This window comes from Flavobacterium sp. CF108, assembly GCF_900129795.1.
In the GTDB taxonomy this organism is placed as follows: Bacteria; Bacteroidota; Bacteroidia; order Flavobacteriales; family Flavobacteriaceae; genus Flavobacterium.
In genome coordinates this window covers 877,445-896,433 of the sequence record NZ_FQWW01000001.1, presented here as the reverse complement: position 1 = coordinate 896,433, position 18,989 = coordinate 877,445, and the positions used below count along the sequence as shown (strand labels likewise).

Here is an 18,989-nt window from a genome sequence, read left to right as displayed (position 1 = left end):
AGTATTTAAGAAAAGGCCCAATGAACGCAAAGTTGATTGGGCCTTTTTTTAAATACTGACACGCCCTGATTATAAAAAGAATGCTAATAGAATTCCGAGAACGATCATGGATACTTTGGCTACATTAAATTTATGTCCTTCGCTGCTTTCAAAAATAATTGTTGACGAAATGTGGAATAATATACCAATTACGATTGCAGTTATTTCGGTGTAATAATCGTTTAAAATTGGTAAATATTCAGATGCAACGGTTCCAAGCGGCGTCATGATGGCAAAAGTCAGCATGAAAGCAAAAATGGCTTTTTTGTTTAAATCGGCATTGATGAAGAATGTGGTTAAAATCACGGCAATTGGCAAATGATGAATCGCAATTCCTACGGCTAAATCATGATGATGACTTACCGGAAAACCTTCTAAAAAGGCATGAATGCAAAGGCTTATAAATAAAAGCCAGGGAATTTGAGACATTTTTGCATGCCCATGAACGTGACCGTGTTCAGCACCTTTGGAGAAAAATTCCAAAATGATCTGAAACAGAATCCCAACCATTATAAATAAACCAATTTTATGATTGTGAGAGCTGTAAACTTCTGGCAGCAGATGCATTACGGTTAACGATAACAAAAATGAACCGCTAAATGCGAGTAGTAATTTTAAATTGGTTTTGTTGGTTGGTTTTAAAAACAAAGCCACACTATATCCTAAAAGTACAGAAAATAAGGGTAGTAAATAGTTCATTTTGTTGTTTAATCGGTTTTTTGTTTAATCGTTTAATCGGTTTTTTGGGGTCAATTTGTTCAAGCGATTAAACAAATTAACAGTTAAACGATTAAACCTATTTAAAAATCATGATTAATCTTTCGCTTTCGGTTTTATGGAATTTTTTGAGTTTGTAGTCTCCAAAAATATCTAAAAGAAAAATTCCGGCCTCATCCATTAAATCCTGAAAATCTTTTAAAGTTAAGGCTTTTACTTTTTCGGTAAAATGAAATTTTCTGCCTTGGTCTTCAAAATCAATTTCTTTAAAAATATGACCGTCTTCAACGTATCTTTTTATATGAAAATCAATTCCGTCAACGGTTTTAACCTCTTGGGGAACCAAAGTTTCAATTACCTGATTTACGTTCATAAAATCAATAACAGCAAATCCATATTCAGATAAACTTTCTCTGATGGCTTTAAGAGTTGTCAGGTTATCATCGTCATTTTCGAAGTAACCAAAACTTGTAAAAAGGTTGAAAATAGCATCGAATTTTTCTTCAAAAGGTTCACGCATATCGTGTACTTTAAAATGAAGATGCTCGTTACTGTTTTTAGTAGCTTCGGCAATGCTGTTTTCAGATAAATCAGCGCCTAAAACATTAAAACCTAATTGATTCAGGTAAATAGAATGACGCCCTTTTCCGCAAGCCAGATCAAGCACTTTTGCTTTTTCAGGCAGATTTAGATAATGCGTTAAGTTGTCCATGAAAATCTGAGCTTCTCTATAGTTTCTATCCTTGTACAGAATGTGATAATATGGAGTATCAAACCATGATGTAAACCAGTTTTCGGTATTTCTATCCTGATTTGGTGTTGATGAGTTGGGTGCGTCAGACATTTATTCTATTTCAATTAATATAAAGTCCCGCAAATTTAGTGTATTTTTGCCGAAAAATAACTATTTCGCGACGATACCTAAATAAACGTTGGCATCTGCCTGCGATTGGAGTTGTTTTTTAATACAAAAATAAAGATGGAAGAAAATTTTAGAATGATAGCCAAATGTTTTTTTGGCTTTGAGGAGATATTAGAACAGGAATTGCGTACACTTGGGGCTCAGGATGTTGAAAAAGGAGTGCGAATGGTGAGTTTTAAAGGGGATAAAGGTTTTATGTACAAAGCTAATTTATCGCTTAGAACGGCGCTAAAAGTCCTTAAACCTATTTACTCTTTTAGAGCTAATAATGAACAGGCATTATATAAAGGAATTTCGGGAATAAACTGGTCTAAGTTGTTGAATGCCAACCAGACTTTTGTGATTGATGCTACGGTGCATTCGACTTATTTTAACCATTCTGAATTTGTTTCTCAAAAATGTAAAGATGCAATTGTCGATCAATTTAGAGAGAGAACGGGACAAAGGCCAAGTATTGATAAACAATATCCGGATTTGAGAATCAATGTTCATATTGACAAAGATCAGGTTTCGGTTGCACTAGATACTTCAGGAAATTCGCTGCATCAGCGTGGTTATAGAACGGCAACAAATATTGCGCCTATAAACGAGGTTTTAGCAGCTGGAATTTTATTATTATCAGGCTGGGAAGGACAAAGTCACTTTTTAGATCCAATGTGCGGTTCTGGAACTTTTCTTGCCGAAGCGGCGATGATTGCCTGCAATATTCCGGCAAATATTAACCGTAAAGAATTTGCATTTGAAAAATGGAAAGACTGGGACAACGATTTATTTGATCAGATTGTAAACAGTTTGATGAAGAAAACCAAAGAGTTTCATTACACTATAAAAGGTTTTGATAAAGCGCCAAGTGCGGTAAGCAAAGCCAAAGATAATATCAAAAATGCAAATCTGGAAGATTACGTAACGATTGAAGATAATAACTTTTTTGACAGTGAAAAAGCGGTTGAAGGAAAGCTTCATATTGTTTTTAACCCGCCGTATGATGAACGTTTAGATATTCATATGGAAGAATTCTACAAAAACATTGGCGATACTTTAAAGAAAAATTATCCGGGAACAAACGCCTGGTTCATCACAGCAAATCTTGAAGCTTTAAAATTTGTTGGATTAAAACCGTCAAGAAAAATCAAACTTTTTAACGGAAGCCTTGAAGCGCGTTTGGTAAAATACGAAATGTACGAAGGAAGTAAGAGAACGAAATTTCAGGTTTCGGAATAGTAACAAAGGGACAAAGGTTCAAAGGAACAGAGGTTTAAAAACTTTGTCTCTTTGAACCTTTGTAACTCTGAACCTCAAAAAAGAAAAAAAATGACAAAACTACAAGTAAGAGCTTTTCTATACCAATTAGGAAGTTTCGCGATTCTATTTATTTTAGGAAGATTTATAATTGCAGAATATACAGGATTAACCGGAATTTGGATTCCGATGACATCGTTTGTTGCGGCGACTATTATTGCGCCTAAATTTCAGGCTGTGAAAACAAAAGACGGCGAAAAACTTTTTATGAAATGGATTTTTATAAAAGGGATTAGAGTTATTGGATAATTTTTTAAAATCAGCAATATGAGGAAAATTGGACTTATTGGCGGTATAAGCTGGGTTTCGACCACAGATTATTACAAACTTATAAATCTTGGAATTAACGAAAAGCTGGGAGGTTTAAACTTCTCTGAATGTTTGGTGTATTCTTTTAATTATGCTGATATAAAAAGTAATAATGACAATAACGATTGGGATTCTACTTTTAATATGCTTTTTAAAGGCTGTGAATTTTTAAAATCGGGCGGGGCAGAAGCTATTATTTTATGTGCCAATACGATGCATTTAATTGCAGATAAACTTCAGGAAGCGATTAATTTACCAGTTATTCATATTGCGGTTGAAACTGCAGTTGAAATTCAAAAACAACAGCTTAAAAAAGTGGGTTTATTGGGAACTAAGTTTACAATGGAACTTGATTTCTTTAAAGATAAACTGGCTGCACAAGGTATCGAAGCCATAATTCCTGCCAGCGAAAATGATAAAGATTTTATTCATTATACAATTTTCGAAGAATTAGGAAGAGGAATTGTAACCGATGAAATGAAAAAACGTTATATAGAAATTGCTAACGAACTGATTAATAACGGTGCAGAAGGAATTATTTTAGGTTGTACCGAAATTCCTTTAGTAATAAAAGAAGGAGATTTGTCAGTTCCTATTTTTGATACAACATTGATACATGCAAAAGCGGCTGTTGAATTTCAGTTGTCTTAAATTAAATAAGTATAAAAAAGCCACGAATTCGTGGCTTTTATTTTTTTAAACTATTTCTTTTTAGGTGCTTGTTTTTGAATTTCAGGCACGATTACCTTTTTCTTATAAATAGGAATGAAATATGAAACGGTATAGTTAAAACCTACACCAAAACTTCCGTCATAAGTTCTATTGAAACCCGGAATATAAAGGTTGTCAAAGCCGGAAGGTTTATTGTTCATCACCAAAAGTTTCAACTGAACACCAAAACCTACGAATAGATTATCGAAAACTTCTGCTTTAATTCCTCCCGCAACTTCAAGCCACGCAGCACTTAAACCACTGTTTTTTTGATTTGCTTCAATTGCAGGTTTTTCTCCCCAATACGGATTTGAATTGTAAATTTTATAGCTATTTAAATCTTGACTGAAAGAACTAAAACCGCCTCGTAAACCAATTGTAATAAGGTTTTCCATATCAAGCCAGTTGTCGTACAAATTGTAATCGAAACCTCCTTTAATATATGTTCCTGTAGCCGTAGAGTTTAATCTGTCGTCATCTGTAGTTTTGTCTTCAAAACCCAATTCAGCAGCTAAATAGTATCTTTTTGTTAAACGCCAGTCCCCTGTAAATTCTACACCTTTATAATCTTTATCGTAAAAACCTCTCGTTAATTTGTACAAATCAACTCCCACACGCAAACCGTAGCGGTCTGTCTTTGGCGGAACAATGGTGTCTGTCTTAACTTCCTGAACCGCAGGTTTTGCAGCTTTGGCTTTTGGTTTTTCGGTAACTATTGGTTTTGTTGCTGTCGAATCTTTTATTTCCTGAGCATGTCCCAAAAGCATTGCAAAAACGAAACAAAGACTAAAATAATATTTCAAGGTGTGTTTCATTTTCCAGTTCAATGTTACGGGTTTTTAAATTTAAAGTCTTCATCCAAACGCCATCTCCTGTATCAGGATCATCTATACGTATATAGCCAGAAGTAGCAGGTTGTGCAGTACTTTGCTCATTAAGCATAAAAATAGTCTTAAAACCGCAGGCTCTGGATACATATGAAGTTTGACGTGTATAATTAAATGTTATTATATCGCTGTTCGTTACATCCGGATTTGGATCATCAGAGTCTAATATAAATCTATAACTTGTCGTATCTTCATCTACTTTTAACGGTATCGAAATAGTATTTCCGTTTGCCAGATATTTTGTTGTAGAAGTGCCGCTTTCATTAAAAACAATTCCGTTAGGATCAGCGTCAGCGCCAATACCAACAACTCTTAAATTGGTTACACTTCTTGGTGTAGACGGATCTGCACTGCTATAAAATTTAATTACTAATCTTGGAGTAGTAGGTGTGTTGGCGTCGCAGATATCATCTTTCTCACAGCTGGATAAACCAAATGTAAAGACTAATAAAAGAGAGATTATTTTTTTCATCTAGCGTTTTATAATTATCGAAGTTCTAAAAGTACAACATTTTCAACATGATGCGTTTGCGGAAACATATCAACCGGACGTACGCGGGTTACCTTATACTTTTCGTCCATTAAGGCTAAATCACGTGCTTGTGTTGCAGAGTTACAGCTTACATAAACTACTTTTTTTGGAGCAATTTTTAAAATCTGATCAATTACAGCTGCATGCATTCCATCTCTCGGCGGGTCTGTAATAATAACATCAGGTTTTCCGTGTTGTGCAATAAAAGCTTCGTTGAATACCACTTTCATGTCTCCAACAAAAAACTCACAATTCGTAATATTATTGCGTTCAGCGTTTGCTTTAGCGTCTAAAATTGCTTCTGGAACACTCTCTACACCAATTACTTTTTTTGCTTTTTTAGAAACGAACTGCGCAATAGTTCCCGTTCCTGTATATAAATCGTAAACGGTTTCTTCTCCGGTTAATCCAGCATAATCACGAGTTATTTTGTATAATTCGTAAGCCTGATCAGAGTTAGTCTGGTAGAAAGATTTAGCATTAATGCTAAATTTTAAACCTTCCATTTCTTCTAAGATATAATCTCTTCCTTTATAAAGCTTAATATCTTGATCGTAAATCGTATCGTTTTGTTTCGCATTTACCACATATTGTAAAGAGGTAATCTGCGGGAATTTTTCATATAAATGATCTAAAACCAATTCGCGGTTTGCTTTATCATTTTCAAAAAACTGAATCAAAACCATGATTTCGCCAGTCGAAGCCGTACGAATCATTAAAGTTCTTAATAATCCTGAATGTTCTCTCGGATTAAAAAAGGCTAAATTATGCTCGTTTGCAAAGGCTCTAATTTCGTTTCTGATAGCATTTGAAGGATCTTCCTGTAAATGACATTTCTCGATGTCAAGAATTTTATCCCACATTTTCGGAATATGAAACCCTAAAGCATTTCTGTTTCCTAAATCTTCTGTACTTCCAATTTCTTTTTCGGTTAACCAACGGCTGTTTGAAAACGAAAACTCCATTTTATTTCTGTAGAAAAACTGTTTATCTGAACCCAAAATAGTTTCAAATTCCGGTAATTCAACTTTTCCAATACGCTGTAAATGATTTTTTACCTCGTTTTGTTTGTAATACAGCTGCTGGCTGTATTTCATGTTTTGCCATTTACATCCGCCGCAAACACCAAAATGATCGCAGATTGGATCAATACGATGTTCTGATAATTCGTGAAATTTTACGGCTTTTCCTTCGTAGTATGCTTTTCTTTTTTTGAATGTTTGTACATCAACAACATCGCCAGGAACGACATTCGGAATAAAGATTACTTTTCCGTCAGGAGCTTTTGCTACTGAGACTCCTTTTGCTCCGGCATCAAGAACCTGAATTTGATGAAAGACAACTTTGTCTGTATTTTTTCTTCCCATAGCGCAAAAATAAGGGTTTGTAAACTTTTACAAATTTTATTTTCATAATATTTTATCAAATTGTGTAATTTACTAGTTTAATTAACTTTAAAAGTTAACTTTGTTCCTGATATTCAGCCCCAAGCTACAATATATTATCAATAGTTTTGTTATGTTTTTATGAAGTTGTATCATAATCTTTCACAAATTAGCTTTTTAAAAAAAAGTTATGCGTCAAAATTTTTATTTGTCGCTTTGATAGGAATTCATATTCCATTAATTGGAATTTTATTTTTTGTTCTTTTTTTTGAACATACAATCTCACCTTCATCGATTCTGATTTTTTCATTAATAATGACATTATTGGCAACCGTTGTAACCCTTATAGTTTTAAAACAGCTGATAAAACCTATTTCTATTGCCTCAAGATCATTAGACGATTATAGAAACAAAAGAAGATTATCAATTCTCCCAACAGAATATACTGATGAAGCAGGGCTTTTAATGTGCAATATTCAGGAATCGATTTATGAGGCCGAAAGTTTTATAAACGAAAAGCAGGATTTAATTTATATGCTTTCACATGATTTAAAAAACTTTGCCGGAAATCCGCAAGGTCTTGCAAAATTAATCTTAAGCGAAAATCCTTCAGAATCGGTTAAGCATCTGGCCGATTTAATTTGTGAATCGACTAACCTGCAATTCCGATACATCGAAAACTTCATTAAACTATTAAAAGAACAAGATCAGGTTTTAAAAGTAAATCAGGAAACTAAAACCATTTATTTTGAAAATATCCTTCCTTTTATAAACGAACAGGTTGAACAACGATTGCTGGATAAAAATATAATATTGAATTTGAGCGTTGAAACTGATGAAGCTAAACTTTGGATTGATGAAGGTTTGCTGGTTCAGGTTTTAGTAAATTTAATTAGTAATGCGATTAAGTTTTCTTATTTTGACAGCGATATTAAAGTCAGGATTTATAAAGAAGATTCCAATCTTGTTATTACTGTTGCAGATAGAGGAATTGGTTTTGATAAAAATCAGATGGAAGAATTATTTAAAAAATTCACCAAAATGAGCCGTTTAGGAACTGCTAACGAATCCTCAACCGGAATCGGACTTTATTTATGCAAAAAGATTATCGAAAAAAATAAAGGCCGATTAAATGCCATAAGTGAAGGCAAAAATAAAGGTGCTGAGTTTAGAATTGAGTTTGATCTCTAAGTTTTTAAGGTTCTGAGATACTAAGATTCTGAGTTTTTCTTTTGGGGCTTAATTATTTATTTGCTCATCCATTAACTCTTCATCATCCCTTTCGCGGGAAAGAATTAAGAGGCATACAATTTTTAAATAGAAACTTATATTTTTCATGGTTTGGTAATTTTGGTTTGGATCTGATATGAAGATGCCTGTTTTTTTAAATGGTTGCGCGAATAAACGAAAAAAATATCCTACTATTAATATTTTATGCAAAGAAGAAAACTTTAAACTTATATAAAAGCTGTTTAAAGATATTTAAGCAATAAAATAGGGTAGATTTATAAAAAAAAAGGGAAGTTTGTTTAAACTTCCCTTTTTTTGAGGTTATTCATTATATTTTACCAGAGATGATGTACAGCTTGTTTTATATACTTTTCGTAAATTTTATTCATTTCAGAAATTTTCTCCGAACTTAATTTTGGTAAATCATATACCGATAAATTAGAAAGAACATGACTTTCTTTTGAAGCCCCGGGAATAATACAGCTAATTTCGTTAAAACTCAAAATCCATTGCAAAGCAATAGGAGCAAGGTTTTCAGTTTCAGGAAATAATGCTTTTAATTCTTCAACGGCTTTTAAACCTAAATCATAATCAATTCCTGAGAAAGTTTCACCTTTATCAAACGCATCCCCATTTCTGTTGAAATTTCTGTGGTCTTGCGCGTCAAAAGTAGTTTTCGCATCAAATTTACCCGTTAAAAGCCCGCTTGCAAGAGGAACTCTCGCAATGATCCCGATATCTTTCTTTTTGGCTTCAGAGAAAAATAATTGCGACGGACGCTGGCGAAATAGATTGAATATAATCTGAACTGTTGTTACATTCGAATATTCGATTGCTTTCAAAGCTTCTTCAACTTTTTCGACACTCACACCCAAATTCAAAATTTTACCCTGATCTTTCAATCGGTCAAACATTTCGAAAATTTCAGGTCGGTAATATACTTCCGTTGGCGGGCAGTGCAGCTGAATCAAATCTAAAGTCTCTAATCCGGTTCTTTTAAGGCTGTCTTCAACAAATTTTTGAAGCACTTTTGGCTGATAACCATTATTCACATGCGGATTAATCTGACGTCCGCATTTTGTCGCTACATAAATACGTTCAGAGCGTGAACGAACTACTCGTCCAACAGCAGTTTCGCTTAATCCGTTTTCATAAACATCGGCAGTATCAATAAAATTTACGCCATTGTCAATTGCTGTATTGATAAGTTCATCAGCAGTTTTATCATTAAATACCGAACCCCATTTTCCTCCAACCTGCCAGGTTCCAAGTGAGATTTCAGATATATTAAAGTTTGTTTTTCCTAGTTTTCTGTAAAGCATTTTCTTTTTAAGTTACAAAGGTTCATAGGTACAAAGGTGCAAAGGTTTTTTTGTAGAGGCGCACAGCAGTGCGTCTTTTGGGAGTTATAGAGGTTTGTAATCAGTTTATAAAAACTTAGTTACGTTGACCCTTTGTCCCTCTGAACCTTTGTCGCTTTGTCCCTTTTTTAATCAAATAAATCCGAAGACAAATATCTATCACCGCGATCGCAGATAACGGCAACTATAACTCCAGATTCTAATTGTTCGGCGATTTTAAGGGCTACGGCAACAGAGCCGCCGCTGCTCATTCCGGCGAAAACACCTTCTTCGAGCGCTAATCTTTTAGTCATTTCTCGTGCTTCTTCTTCGCTTACATCTATAACAGTGTCTACTTTTGAAGCATCAAAAATTTTAGGTAAATATTCCTGAGGCCATTTACGAATTCCCGGAATTTGAGAACCGTCGCTTGGCTGTGCGCCAATAATTTGAATTGCAGGATTTTTTTCTTTTAAATAAGTCGAAGTTCCAATGATAGTTCCTGTAGTTCCCATTGCCGAAACAAAATGCGTTACAGTCCCATCCGTATCATTCCAAATTTCCGGTCCGGTAGTTTTATAATGTGCTTTCCAGTTGTCATCATTCGCAAACTGATTTAACATGATATAACCGCCTTCAGCCACTTTTTTGTCGGCATAATCCCTTGAACCAATAATTCCTTCTTCAGCAGGCGTTAAAATAACTGTAGCGCCATAGGCACGCATAGTTTGTGTTCTTTCTTTTGTAGAATCTTCCGGTAAAATTAATTCTATCTCTATTTGAAATAATTGTGCAATCATTGCAAGCGCAATTCCGGTATTGCCGCTTGTAGCCTCAATTAATTTATCTCCTTTTTTAATTTCTCCTCTTTCAAGAGCTGCCGCAATCATGTTATATGCTGCTCTGTCTTTTACACTTCCGCCGGGATTATTCCCTTCCAGTTTCAGTAAAAGCTTAACGTTTTTATTCTTAACCAAATTGACAGTTTCCATCAATGGAGTATTTCCAATTAGGTTTAGTAACTTCTGTGGGCCCATTTTATTTTTTTTCTTTTATTTTAACTTCTGTTGTGGTGGTATTAAGTACAATCGAATCTTCGGGAATTGATTTCGTAATCCATGAATTACCGCCAATAATACTGTTTTTTCCAATGATGGTTTCGCCTCCTAAAATCGTTGCATTGGCATAAATGCACACATTTGCTTCAACAGTTGGGTGTCTTTTAGAGTTTTTCATGTCTTTGCTTACGCTCAAAGCTCCCAGCGTAACACCCTGATAAATCTTAACGTGTTTTTTAATAACGGAAGTTTGCCCGATAACAATTCCTGTGGCGTGATCTATAAAAAATGGCGAAGCAATGTCGGCACCGGCATGAATATCAGTTCCGGTAATTCTATGCGCATATTCGCTCATTAATCTTGAAAACAGCAATAAATCTAAATGATACAATTCGTGGCTTAATCTGTAAATAGCAATAGCGTAAAAGCCTGGGTAGGCTAAATAAACTTCATCAATACTGTTTGATGCAGGATCGTTTTCTAAAATATATTCGGCATCCTGATTTAATTTTTCTAAAACGCCCGGAAGTTTAGCTACAAATCTGTCCCAAATCGACTCGCATAAATTTTGAGGTTTTTTGCAGGCCAGAACGGCTATTTCCTTAAAACGGATTTCAAGTTCATCAATACTTTCGTCAAGAGCCGCATTTGAATCAAAAAGAGTATAAAAAAGCTTCTCGGTAAAATCTTCAGTTTTGGTTTTGATACCGTAGTTTATATTAGAATGGCTTTTTAAAGCCTTAATATTTTGTATGATATTGTCTTTAGTCACAATAGTAAAATTGAGTGGATATTTTAAAACGTTAAAAGTAAGACGTTTTTTGTAAATAAGGACACGATTTAACGAAAGAAATTTTGGTTTCAGAATTGTATTTGTGATAAATAAAAGATTAATAAATGCTTCTATTTTATATGATTCTTAAGAAGTTAATTGTGTAAATTAGCGGATAAAATCTACAAAAATGAAAAATAATTCAACTTTTAAAAGTTCGATTTCTGATATTTCTTTTCCCGAAAGTGAGAAAATTTGCGGTAATTCTATCCACGATCCCATTTTAGGCCTTATTATAAAAGATCATCCTTCGTTTTGTGACGATGATTGTATTTCGGTTCAGGAATTGAATGAATACCGTCAAAAATATATTTCTAATTATTTATCTGCTGAAATTGGAACACTTTCTGACCTTGAAAAAAGCGTTATTTCCTCTTTAAAAGAAGATAAATCAATTGTAAGCATTGTTGAAGATGAAGATGAAAAAAGGAGTTTTGGGCAAAAAATAGCCGATAAAGTGGCAGATTTTGGCGGGAGCTGGACTTTTATTATTTCGTTTGTGGCTTTTATTGTTGTTTGGATTGGCTCAAATGTTTATTTTTTATTGGATAAAGGTTTTGATCCGTATCCGTTTATTTTGTTGAATTTGATATTATCTTGTATAGCAGCACTTCAGGCACCTGTAATTATGATGAGCCAAAACCGTCAGGAAGAAAAAGACCGAAACCGTGCCAAAAAAGATTATATGATTAACCTGAAATCTGAATTAGAAATAAGAATGATTCACGATAAAATTGATCATTTAATTATGCACCAGCAACAGGAATTAATCGAAATTCAGAAAGTTCAAATTGAGATGATGAATGATATTTTGAATCAGATTAAGAAATAATAAGACTTAAAAATATCAAAGATAAAAGTGCTTGTAGTAATAACCCAAGCACATAAAAATGATATTTATCCCGGCAGCTTTCCAGATAATTTTTTGATAGTTTCTGGATTTATCCAAAAAATATAAAGCGAGTAAAATTAAAAATAACAGCGTAGTGTAGATCGCCGGATACATCTTAAAAGCGGCCGAAAATTCACCTTGAAAAAGTAAGAATAAAGAACGTTGAAAACCACAGCCCAGACACTCAAAACCAAAGAGTTTTTTGAAGAGGCAGGGGATCATATATTTCTCTAAATTCACAGGGTAATTTTTTACAATTTTACAAAAAAATATTCGATAACATTTCAGAAGAAAGAAACTTCTATTTTAAAGTTTTATACTTTTGGATTCTTAAACTTTAAAAAATGAAAGCTTTTAAAATTTTAATTATGATTCTTGCCATTTCAGTTGCATTATATGAGCAGGTTTCTGATGATAAAAATATCTATATAATGGTAATTGCAATTGCCGTTTTTATGTATGGGATGATGCAGTTAAGTGCAAAAACGCCGAGTAAAAATCAAGAAAAAGAGGAGCAGGATGTTGACTAAAGGAGATAAAGTTTCGGTATTAGACGAAGCAATAAACGGAACAGTGGTTTCGGTTAAAAATAAAGAAGTTTTGATTGAAACTGAAGATGGATTCATGATGACATTTTTTGTCAATGAGCTGCTTAAAATTCAGGATTCCAGTAATTTAATGAATTCTATTAAAAGAATTGATTTAGAAGAGATTTCAAAAGAAAAAACAGAGCCAAAACCAAGAAGTTTTGTTAAGGAAAAGAAAGATAAACGCGAAATTGCGGCTCCGGAATTTGATTTGCATATCGAAAAACTGGTTCCAAATAAACGCGGAATGTCAAATTATGATATCCTGACGCTGCAGACAGAAACTGCAAAAAGACATATCGAATTTGCGATTAAAAACCGCATTCCAAAAATCGTTTTTATTCACGGTGTTGGTGAAGGGATTTTAAAAGCCGAACTTGATTTTTTATTAGGCCGTTACGACGGAATTGATTTTCAAGATGCCAATTATCAAAAATACGGCTTAGGTGCGACTGAAGTTTATATTCGCCAAAACAATAAATAAACGAATTTTAAAGTCTTAAAATCGTTTGTTTTTAAGCATAAAAAATCGTCTGTTTTTGAATCTGATTTAATAAAAACCGGATCAAAAAACAGACGCTTTTTGTAAGAATATCTTTTTACTATTTTTTAGCCGTAGGTGCAGTTACAGGCGCATCAGTTATTGTACCAAGAACAAAATTATCTGCTAGATAAAAACTGCTGTTTCCTTTTTTAAGAGTTACATTTTTTATGGTAATAGTATGCTTGTAAACAATGCTTGTTGTACCTGTTGCTGTTGTTGTAACTTCAACAATACCATTGTTATCTACTACGCTATTCCATACTGTGCTTACAGCTGGAGCTGAAGGTGCTGGGCTTATACAAAAATATGAGCTGGTTAAAGTTCCTGTATTAGATTTAAAAGTAGTATACGTTATATTGTTTGCTGCTGCAGTTATTGCTGAAGATCTTGTGCCTACTACTTGTTGAATAAGATTCTGGTCCAGATTATTAACCTGCATATAAGAAGTTGGGTTAAAATTAAAAACTTGTTTCTTATCTGTACATTGCGTTGGCACAGTTGTAAAAGTTAAATTTATCGGATCTGCTGCAGTCGTGTAATTTCCAAAAACAAATTCTTCTTCTGTTTGAGGACCTGCAGGTTTTAAGAATGTAATGTTTCTAAAAACAATTTGATGATTATAACCTGTAATTCTAGTGCTTCCGTCAGTTGCACTTTTATCACCTGTAACCTGTGTTGATGTAACTTCAATTATACCTGCTGTAGCCTGCCATTCTTCTGTTACATTTGGAGTTCTTGGTGGTATAGTACCGCAAATATTATTAATTGCAACGGTACCATCATAAGCTCTGTATAGTACACGATAAGTTGAATTGTCAATGTCATAAGTAAGCGGCGTGCCAACTGGCGTGGCATCGGTTTTAATACTGTTTGCCGGCATCTGGATTACTAATGATTCCTGAGTTTTTAATTTATAAATTAGAGTTGGAGCAGTTTCATCAGTACTTGAATTAGGACAGCTTGCCGAAGTTTGAACATCTGCAAAATCGATTGTATCTACAGTTAAATCGCCGTCGTCGCAGCCGTTTAACAAAAGAGCCAATATTAAAAGGCTTACATATTTTTTCATCGTAATTTTATTTGGGTCAAAAATAGTGAAAAATTTGGCAAATGAACTTTTAGATTTGACAATTGATATTTCATAACTTTGCACCAATGAAAAAAGTATACCTCGATAACGCCTCAACAACTGCCATGCGACCTGAAGTAATTCAGGAAATGACTAAAATTATGGCAGACGATTTTGGTAACCCGTCTTCTACGCATAGTTTTGGACGAAATGCTAAAACAGTTTTAGAACTTTCAAGAAAAAGCATTGCCAAGCATTTAAACTGCTCTGCACAGGAAATTATTTTTACTTCTGGCGGAACAGAAGCGAATAACTGGATTTTGAGATCGGCAGTTGAAGATCTTAAAGTAGAGCGTATCATAACTACAAAAATTGAGCATCATGCTGTTTTATACAGCGTTTTGGCACTGCAGTCAGATTATAATATTCAGGTTGATTATGTAAATGTTAATCAAGACGGAAGTATTGATTTAACGCATCTTTCTAATTTACTTTCAAACGAAAAGAAAACTATTGTTAGTTTAATGCATGTAAACAACGAAACAGGAACTATTTTAGATTTGGATAGAGTGGGAGTTATCTGTAAACAATACAATGCGTTGTTTCATTCAGATACCGTTCAGTCGGTTGGAAAAACGGAAATCGATCTTCAAAAAATTCCTGTTGATTTTATTTTAGCAAGTGCACATAAATTTCACGGACCAAAAGGCGTTGGTTTTGCTTTCATCCGAAAAAACTCCGGTTTGCAACCTTTAATTTTTGGTGGAGAACAAGAAAAAGGCCTTCGTGCCGGAACAGAAGCCGTACATCAAATTGCAGGAATGGCAAAGGCTTTGTCCCTTTCTTATGAAAATTTAGAGGCAGAAAGAAATCATATTTCTGACCTGAAAAAATATCTGATTGAGCAATTAGAGCTGAATTTTTCAGGTTTTAGAATTAACGGAAAAAAAGATGATTTTTATAATATCATCAATATCACTTTACCTTTTTCTTCAGATAAAACTTCAATGCTTTTATTTAGCTTAGATATGAAAGGAATTGCAGTTTCCAGAGGAAGCGCCTGCCAGTCCGGAAGTATAAAACCTTCGCATGTTTTAAAAGAAATGCTTTCAGAGGATGATTTAAAACTACCAAATCTCCGAATTTCATTTAGTCATTACAACACAAAAGAAGATATCGACTGGTTGATTGAGAGTTTAAAAGTTGTTTAGTTTTTAGTTACAAAGGTTCAGAGTTACAAAGGGACAAAGTTTTCTAAGGCTCTGAGATGCTAAGATTCTAAGTTCTAATTGAAAATATCCTTCGACTTCGCTCAGGATGACATTATAGGCCTGTCAGGCTGAGCGAAGTCGAAGCCCGAGTTGCTAAGATTCTAAATTCTTCATTCAAAAAATCTAAAATCTAAAATTACTTTCGAATAACTTTTACCTGCGAATCATTTGTCAATTTGATAATTGTCGATGGTTTTCCGGCAATTTTATCCTGATTTAGTTTTACAACATAATCAACACCTTTAATGATTTCAGGATTAATGTCTTTGAAAGAAATAGGAGTAGGCTGTCCTGAAATATTTGCAGAAGTCGAAACCAATGGTTTTTTCATTCTTTCCATTAATTTGAAACAAAAAGGTTCTTTTACCAATCTTATTCCGAGTGATTTATCGGCTGCAATAATATTATGAGCAACATTTCTGGCTTCGTCTAAAATTAAAGTAGTTGGTTTTTCAGATAAATCCATAATTTGCCACGCCACTTCCGGAACATTTTTAAAAACGTTGTAAATCATTTTTTCACCATTCATTAAAACAATCATGCTTTGTGTTTCGGCACGTTGTTTTAACTTATAGATTTTAGCAACAGCTTCAGGATTAGTAGCATCACAACCTATTCCCCAAACAGTATCTGTAGGGTAAAGAATAATGCCTCCTTCTTTAATCACTTCGTAAGCATTGTGAACTTCAGTATTTATATCTTGACTCATGACCTAAATATTTTTAATAATAACAGTATACTGCTGTTATTATGCTGTTTGTGTATTTATAATTTGCGTTATATTTTCTAAATCTGCTTCAGAAATTCCCACATATAATGGTAAACATAAAATTCGCGATGCGATAGATTCAGAAACAGGCATTTTTTCTCCTTTAGTATATTCTATAGTATTTAAAGAAGGATAAAAATAACGTCGGGGAATTATATCATCTTTTGCTAAAGCTTCTGAAACACGTAATAAAGTTTCTTCCGAATCTAAAATTACTGGATAATAACTATAATTCCATTCTGTGTTTTCTCTTATTTTTAAAGTTTTTACAGTATTGAAATTTAAATTGTTATTATAGAAATCAACCACTTTTTTTCTTTCAGAAATAATGTGGTCCATATAAGGAAGCACCGCCAGACCCATTGCCGACTGCAGTTCTGAAATTTTAGCATTTATCCCTAAACCATGAAAGGCCAAAGGGCCATTATGCCCAAAATTATGACTATAATAAAGCTGATGAAAAATGGCTGCATCGTTACAAAACATAGCACCGCCTTCTCCTGTATGAAATAATTTAGTAGCATGAAAACTACAAGTGCTTACATCGCCAAAATTAAATACAGACTGATTGTTGAATTTTACTCCAAAACAATGTGCAGCATCGTAAATAACTTTTAGATTATGTTTTTTTGCAATATTTTCGATAGCAATAACATCACACGGATTTCCAAAAACGTGGGTTGCTAATATGGCAGTAGTTTTGGGTGTTATTGCAGCTTCAATTTTGGTTTCGTCAATTGTTAAATAATTCGGATTGATATCTACAAATACAGGCTTGCAGTTTTCCCATACAATTGCCGCAGATGTAGCAACATATGAAAATGGTGTAGTGATAATTTCACCGCCTTCTCCAAACAGTTTTAAGGCAATTTGAATAGGAATTGTACCGTTATTAGTAATTATCAAATTAGAAACGTCAAGAAGATTTTTAAGTTTATCTTCTAATTCTAAAGTAAGTTCGCCTCTATTTGTTAGCCAAACTTTATCCCATGCACGTTTTACATAAGAATTATATTCTTCTTGCGGGGGCAAAAAAGTTTTGGTTACAGGAATCATTTAATTATGGATTTAATGAGTTTAATTTATCATTACGGATAAACTATTGTTATATTTGCGGGGTAAAATTAGGAAAAGAAACCTTAATTTTTGGTATTAATAGCTATTATAACATTGCAGGAAGTTAAACTCGTTACTAACGTACTTGACAGACAAGGTTTTAAGAGGTTTTAGCGAAATTAAAGGAACACTTTTTGATGTTTTCGAAAATCAATATTAAAGAATAAACAAAAATAAATTATAGGATTACTATGGAAATCAACGCTTTTTTGAAAAATTTTGCAGATATTTTAGATGATACAGATGCGGCTTTAATCACACAGGAAACTGTTTTTAGAGATTTAGATGAGTGGAACTCATTAACAGCTTTATCATTAATTGCAATGGCTGATGAAGAATATTCTGTGAAGTTAACGGGAGATGATATTAAATCTTCAGATTCATTAAATGATATCTTCGAAATAATTAAAAATAAAGGATAATTAAATGGCCGTTTTTTCAATAAATGATATTGCAATAAAAGGTATTTCTTGCTGTGTTCCTAAAAACAAGGAACGCAATATTGACTTGGATATATTGACAAAGGAAGAAATCCAGAAATTTATAGATGTAACAGGAGTTGAAGAACGACGCATTGCTTCAAAAGAAATTTGTACGTCTGATTTATGCTGTGAATCTGCTGAAAAATTAATTAAAGATTTAAATTGGCAGAAAGACGAAATCGAAATTTTGGTTTTTGTTTCACAAACCGGCGATTATATTTTGCCAATTTCTGCGGCTATTCTTCAGGACAGATTAGGTTTATCTACCAATTGTATTGCTTTTGATGTTCCGCTGGGATGTTCAGGATATGTATACGGAATGTCGATTATTGCAGGAATGATGAAAGCAACTGGTTTAAAAAAAGGTTTGCTTTTAGCAGGAGATACCATTAGTAAAATTGTTTCAGATAAAGATAAAAGTACATTACCGCTTTTTGGAGATGCCGGAAGCGCAACTGCATTTGAACTTGAAAATACAGGAAACTTCCTTTTTGATTTAGGTACAGACGGTTCAGGTTATAAGACTATAATTGTACCCGATGGAGGATCAAGAAACAGAATAAACGCTGATTCTTTAGAAACAAAACTGATTGAAGAAGGAATTAGCCGTAATTCCTGCGATTTAGTTCTTGATGGTATGGATGTTTTTGGCTTTGGAATATCACAAGGACCTAAAACAGTAAATAAGCTGTTGGAAAAATATACAATTGATAAAGAAAAAATAGATTATTTTATTTTTCATCAGGCAAATTTGATGATGAATAAAATGATTGCCAAAAAATTAAAACTTCCTGTTGAAAAAGTTCCGTATTCGTTACAGCATTTTGGAAACACTTCTTCAGCGACAATTCCGTTAACCATAGTTTCAGAATTAAAAGATAAGATAGAAAATAAATCTTCTAATTTATTAATGTGCGGTTTTGGTGTAGGATTATCATGGGGAACCGTGTTTGTTGAAGATTGTAAAATAGAGGTTCTGGATTTAATCGAATTATAGA

Annotated in this window: 22 protein-coding genes; 10 read left to right on the top strand and 12 right to left on the bottom strand. The window is 33.5% G+C overall.

All coding sequences use genetic code 11. From position 1 onward, the window contains the following. Positions 1 to 69 precede the first annotated feature (69 nt). Together BUE10_RS03985 and BUE10_RS03980 are read right to left on the bottom strand one after the other, a co-directional pair. Positions 70 to 738, bottom strand: a complete 669-nt coding sequence (locus BUE10_RS03985; RefSeq protein ID WP_056206289.1) for a ZIP family metal transporter — start codon at positions 736 to 738, stop codon at positions 70 to 72. A 97-nt stretch (positions 739 to 835) separates the two neighbouring features. Next, the gene (locus BUE10_RS03980) at positions 836 to 1,600 is read right to left on the bottom strand and encodes a class I SAM-dependent methyltransferase (protein WP_073482514.1); all 765 of its coding nucleotides are present in this window, start codon (positions 1,598 to 1,600) and stop codon (positions 836 to 838) included. A 135-nt stretch (positions 1,601 to 1,735) separates the two neighbouring features. Here BUE10_RS03980 and BUE10_RS03975 point away from each other — a divergent pair, with 135 nt between their 5' ends. From BUE10_RS03975 to BUE10_RS03965, 3 genes are all read left to right on the top strand, one after another. Continuing rightward, positions 1,736 to 2,899 (top strand): THUMP domain-containing class I SAM-dependent RNA methyltransferase, encoded by a 1,164-nt coding sequence (locus BUE10_RS03975; protein ID WP_073482512.1) that lies wholly within the window; start codon positions 1,736 to 1,738, stop codon positions 2,897 to 2,899. A gap of 90 nt (positions 2,900 to 2,989) precedes the next feature. Further along, a complete protein-coding gene (locus BUE10_RS03970; RefSeq protein ID WP_053473652.1) occupies positions 2,990 to 3,226 on the top strand; it encodes a hypothetical protein in 237 nt (78 codons plus the stop codon). 18 nt (positions 3,227 to 3,244) lie between these two features. Then, positions 3,245 to 3,937, top strand: coding sequence for an aspartate/glutamate racemase family protein (locus tag BUE10_RS03965; protein ID WP_073482511.1), 693 nt, complete (start codon positions 3,245 to 3,247; stop codon positions 3,935 to 3,937). Positions 3,938 to 3,987: 50 nt separating this feature from the next. Here BUE10_RS03965 and BUE10_RS03960 read toward each other — a convergent pair whose 3' ends face one another. The 3 genes from BUE10_RS03960 to rlmD are packed head-to-tail and all read right to left on the bottom strand — an operon-like array spanning position 3,988 to position 6,783. Then, positions 3,988 to 4,812, bottom strand: a complete 825-nt coding sequence (locus tag BUE10_RS03960; RefSeq protein ID WP_073482509.1) for a DUF6048 family protein — start codon at positions 4,810 to 4,812, stop codon at positions 3,988 to 3,990. Further along, the gene (locus BUE10_RS03955) at positions 4,784 to 5,356 is read right to left on the bottom strand and encodes a DUF6452 family protein (RefSeq protein ID WP_073482507.1); all 573 of its coding nucleotides are present in this window, start codon (positions 5,354 to 5,356) and stop codon (positions 4,784 to 4,786) included. The genes BUE10_RS03960 and BUE10_RS03955 overlap by 29 nt, the downstream gene beginning before the upstream one ends. A gap of 14 nt (positions 5,357 to 5,370) precedes the next feature. After that, positions 5,371 to 6,783: a 23S rRNA (uracil(1939)-C(5))-methyltransferase RlmD gene (gene rlmD / locus BUE10_RS03950; RefSeq protein ID WP_073482506.1), complete on the bottom strand. Its 1,413-nt coding sequence runs from the start codon at positions 6,781 to 6,783 to the stop codon at positions 5,371 to 5,373. A 333-nt stretch (positions 6,784 to 7,116) separates the two neighbouring features. Here rlmD and BUE10_RS03945 point away from each other — a divergent pair, with 333 nt between their 5' ends. Further along, the gene (locus BUE10_RS03945; RefSeq protein ID WP_234984703.1) at positions 7,117 to 7,992 is read left to right on the top strand and encodes a sensor histidine kinase; all 876 of its coding nucleotides are present in this window, start codon (positions 7,117 to 7,119) and stop codon (positions 7,990 to 7,992) included. A 374-nt stretch (positions 7,993 to 8,366) separates the two neighbouring features. Here BUE10_RS03945 and BUE10_RS03940 read toward each other — a convergent pair whose 3' ends face one another. From BUE10_RS03940 to BUE10_RS03930, 3 genes are all read right to left on the bottom strand, one after another. Continuing rightward, entirely contained in the window at positions 8,367 to 9,353 is a 987-nt protein-coding gene (locus tag BUE10_RS03940) for an aldo/keto reductase (protein ID WP_073482502.1), read from the bottom strand. A gap of 167 nt (positions 9,354 to 9,520) precedes the next feature. Further along, complete coding sequence (cysM, locus tag BUE10_RS03935) at positions 9,521 to 10,408, bottom strand: cysteine synthase CysM (RefSeq protein WP_073482500.1); 888 nt, start codon at positions 10,406 to 10,408, stop codon at positions 9,521 to 9,523. A 1-nt stretch (position 10,409) separates the two neighbouring features. Beyond that, complete coding sequence (locus BUE10_RS03930; protein ID WP_073482498.1) at positions 10,410 to 11,201, bottom strand: serine O-acetyltransferase; 792 nt, start codon at positions 11,199 to 11,201, stop codon at positions 10,410 to 10,412. 190 nt (positions 11,202 to 11,391) lie between these two features. Here BUE10_RS03930 and BUE10_RS03925 point away from each other — a divergent pair, with 190 nt between their 5' ends. Further along, positions 11,392 to 12,093: a DUF1003 domain-containing protein gene (locus tag BUE10_RS03925; protein WP_073482496.1), complete on the top strand. Its 702-nt coding sequence runs from the start codon at positions 11,392 to 11,394 to the stop codon at positions 12,091 to 12,093. Between the two features lie 15 nt (positions 12,094 to 12,108). Here BUE10_RS03925 and BUE10_RS03920 read toward each other — a convergent pair whose 3' ends face one another. Beyond that, a complete protein-coding gene (locus BUE10_RS03920; RefSeq protein WP_317043635.1) occupies positions 12,109 to 12,375 on the bottom strand; it encodes a DUF2752 domain-containing protein in 267 nt (88 codons plus the stop codon). A gap of 122 nt (positions 12,376 to 12,497) precedes the next feature. On the opposite strand from BUE10_RS03920, the gene BUE10_RS03915 reads away from it, so the two are divergent. Both BUE10_RS03915 and BUE10_RS03910 read left to right on the top strand, forming a co-directional pair. Continuing rightward, positions 12,498 to 12,683 (top strand): hypothetical protein, encoded by a 186-nt coding sequence (locus BUE10_RS03915; protein ID WP_053473640.1) that lies wholly within the window; start codon positions 12,498 to 12,500, stop codon positions 12,681 to 12,683. Further along, positions 12,673 to 13,224: a Smr/MutS family protein gene (locus BUE10_RS03910; RefSeq protein ID WP_073482492.1), complete on the top strand. Its 552-nt coding sequence runs from the start codon at positions 12,673 to 12,675 to the stop codon at positions 13,222 to 13,224. The genes BUE10_RS03915 and BUE10_RS03910 overlap by 11 nt, the downstream gene beginning before the upstream one ends. A 118-nt stretch (positions 13,225 to 13,342) precedes the next feature. Here BUE10_RS03910 and BUE10_RS03905 read toward each other — a convergent pair whose 3' ends face one another. Next, entirely contained in the window at positions 13,343 to 14,353 is a 1,011-nt protein-coding gene (locus BUE10_RS03905) for a hypothetical protein (RefSeq protein WP_143055987.1), read from the bottom strand. An 86-nt stretch (positions 14,354 to 14,439) separates the two neighbouring features. Between BUE10_RS03905 and BUE10_RS03900 the strand changes: the two genes are divergently transcribed. Continuing rightward, positions 14,440 to 15,564: a cysteine desulfurase family protein gene (locus tag BUE10_RS03900; RefSeq protein ID WP_073482488.1), complete on the top strand. Its 1,125-nt coding sequence runs from the start codon at positions 14,440 to 14,442 to the stop codon at positions 15,562 to 15,564. A gap of 196 nt (positions 15,565 to 15,760) precedes the next feature. On the opposite strand, the gene BUE10_RS03895 is transcribed toward BUE10_RS03900, so the two are convergent. Then, on the bottom strand, positions 15,761 to 16,333 hold the full coding sequence (locus tag BUE10_RS03895; protein WP_073482486.1) for an L-threonylcarbamoyladenylate synthase: 573 nt from the start codon (positions 16,331 to 16,333) through the stop codon (positions 15,761 to 15,763). A gap of 39 nt (positions 16,334 to 16,372) precedes the next feature. Then, positions 16,373 to 17,449 carry a DegT/DnrJ/EryC1/StrS family aminotransferase gene (locus BUE10_RS03890; RefSeq protein ID WP_073482485.1) on the bottom strand — a complete coding sequence of 359 codons (1,077 nt, stop codon included), beginning with the start codon at positions 17,447 to 17,449 and terminating at the stop codon, positions 16,373 to 16,375. Positions 17,450 to 17,700: 251 nt separating this feature from the next. Here BUE10_RS03890 and BUE10_RS03885 point away from each other — a divergent pair, with 251 nt between their 5' ends. Beyond that, on the top strand, positions 17,701 to 17,931 hold the full coding sequence (locus BUE10_RS03885) for a phosphopantetheine-binding protein (RefSeq protein WP_056206255.1): 231 nt from the start codon (positions 17,701 to 17,703) through the stop codon (positions 17,929 to 17,931). A 4-nt stretch (positions 17,932 to 17,935) separates the two neighbouring features. Next, positions 17,936 to 18,988: a ketoacyl-ACP synthase III gene (locus tag BUE10_RS03880; protein WP_073482483.1), complete on the top strand. Its 1,053-nt coding sequence runs from the start codon at positions 17,936 to 17,938 to the stop codon at positions 18,986 to 18,988. The last annotated feature ends 1 nt before the right edge of the window (position 18,989 follow it).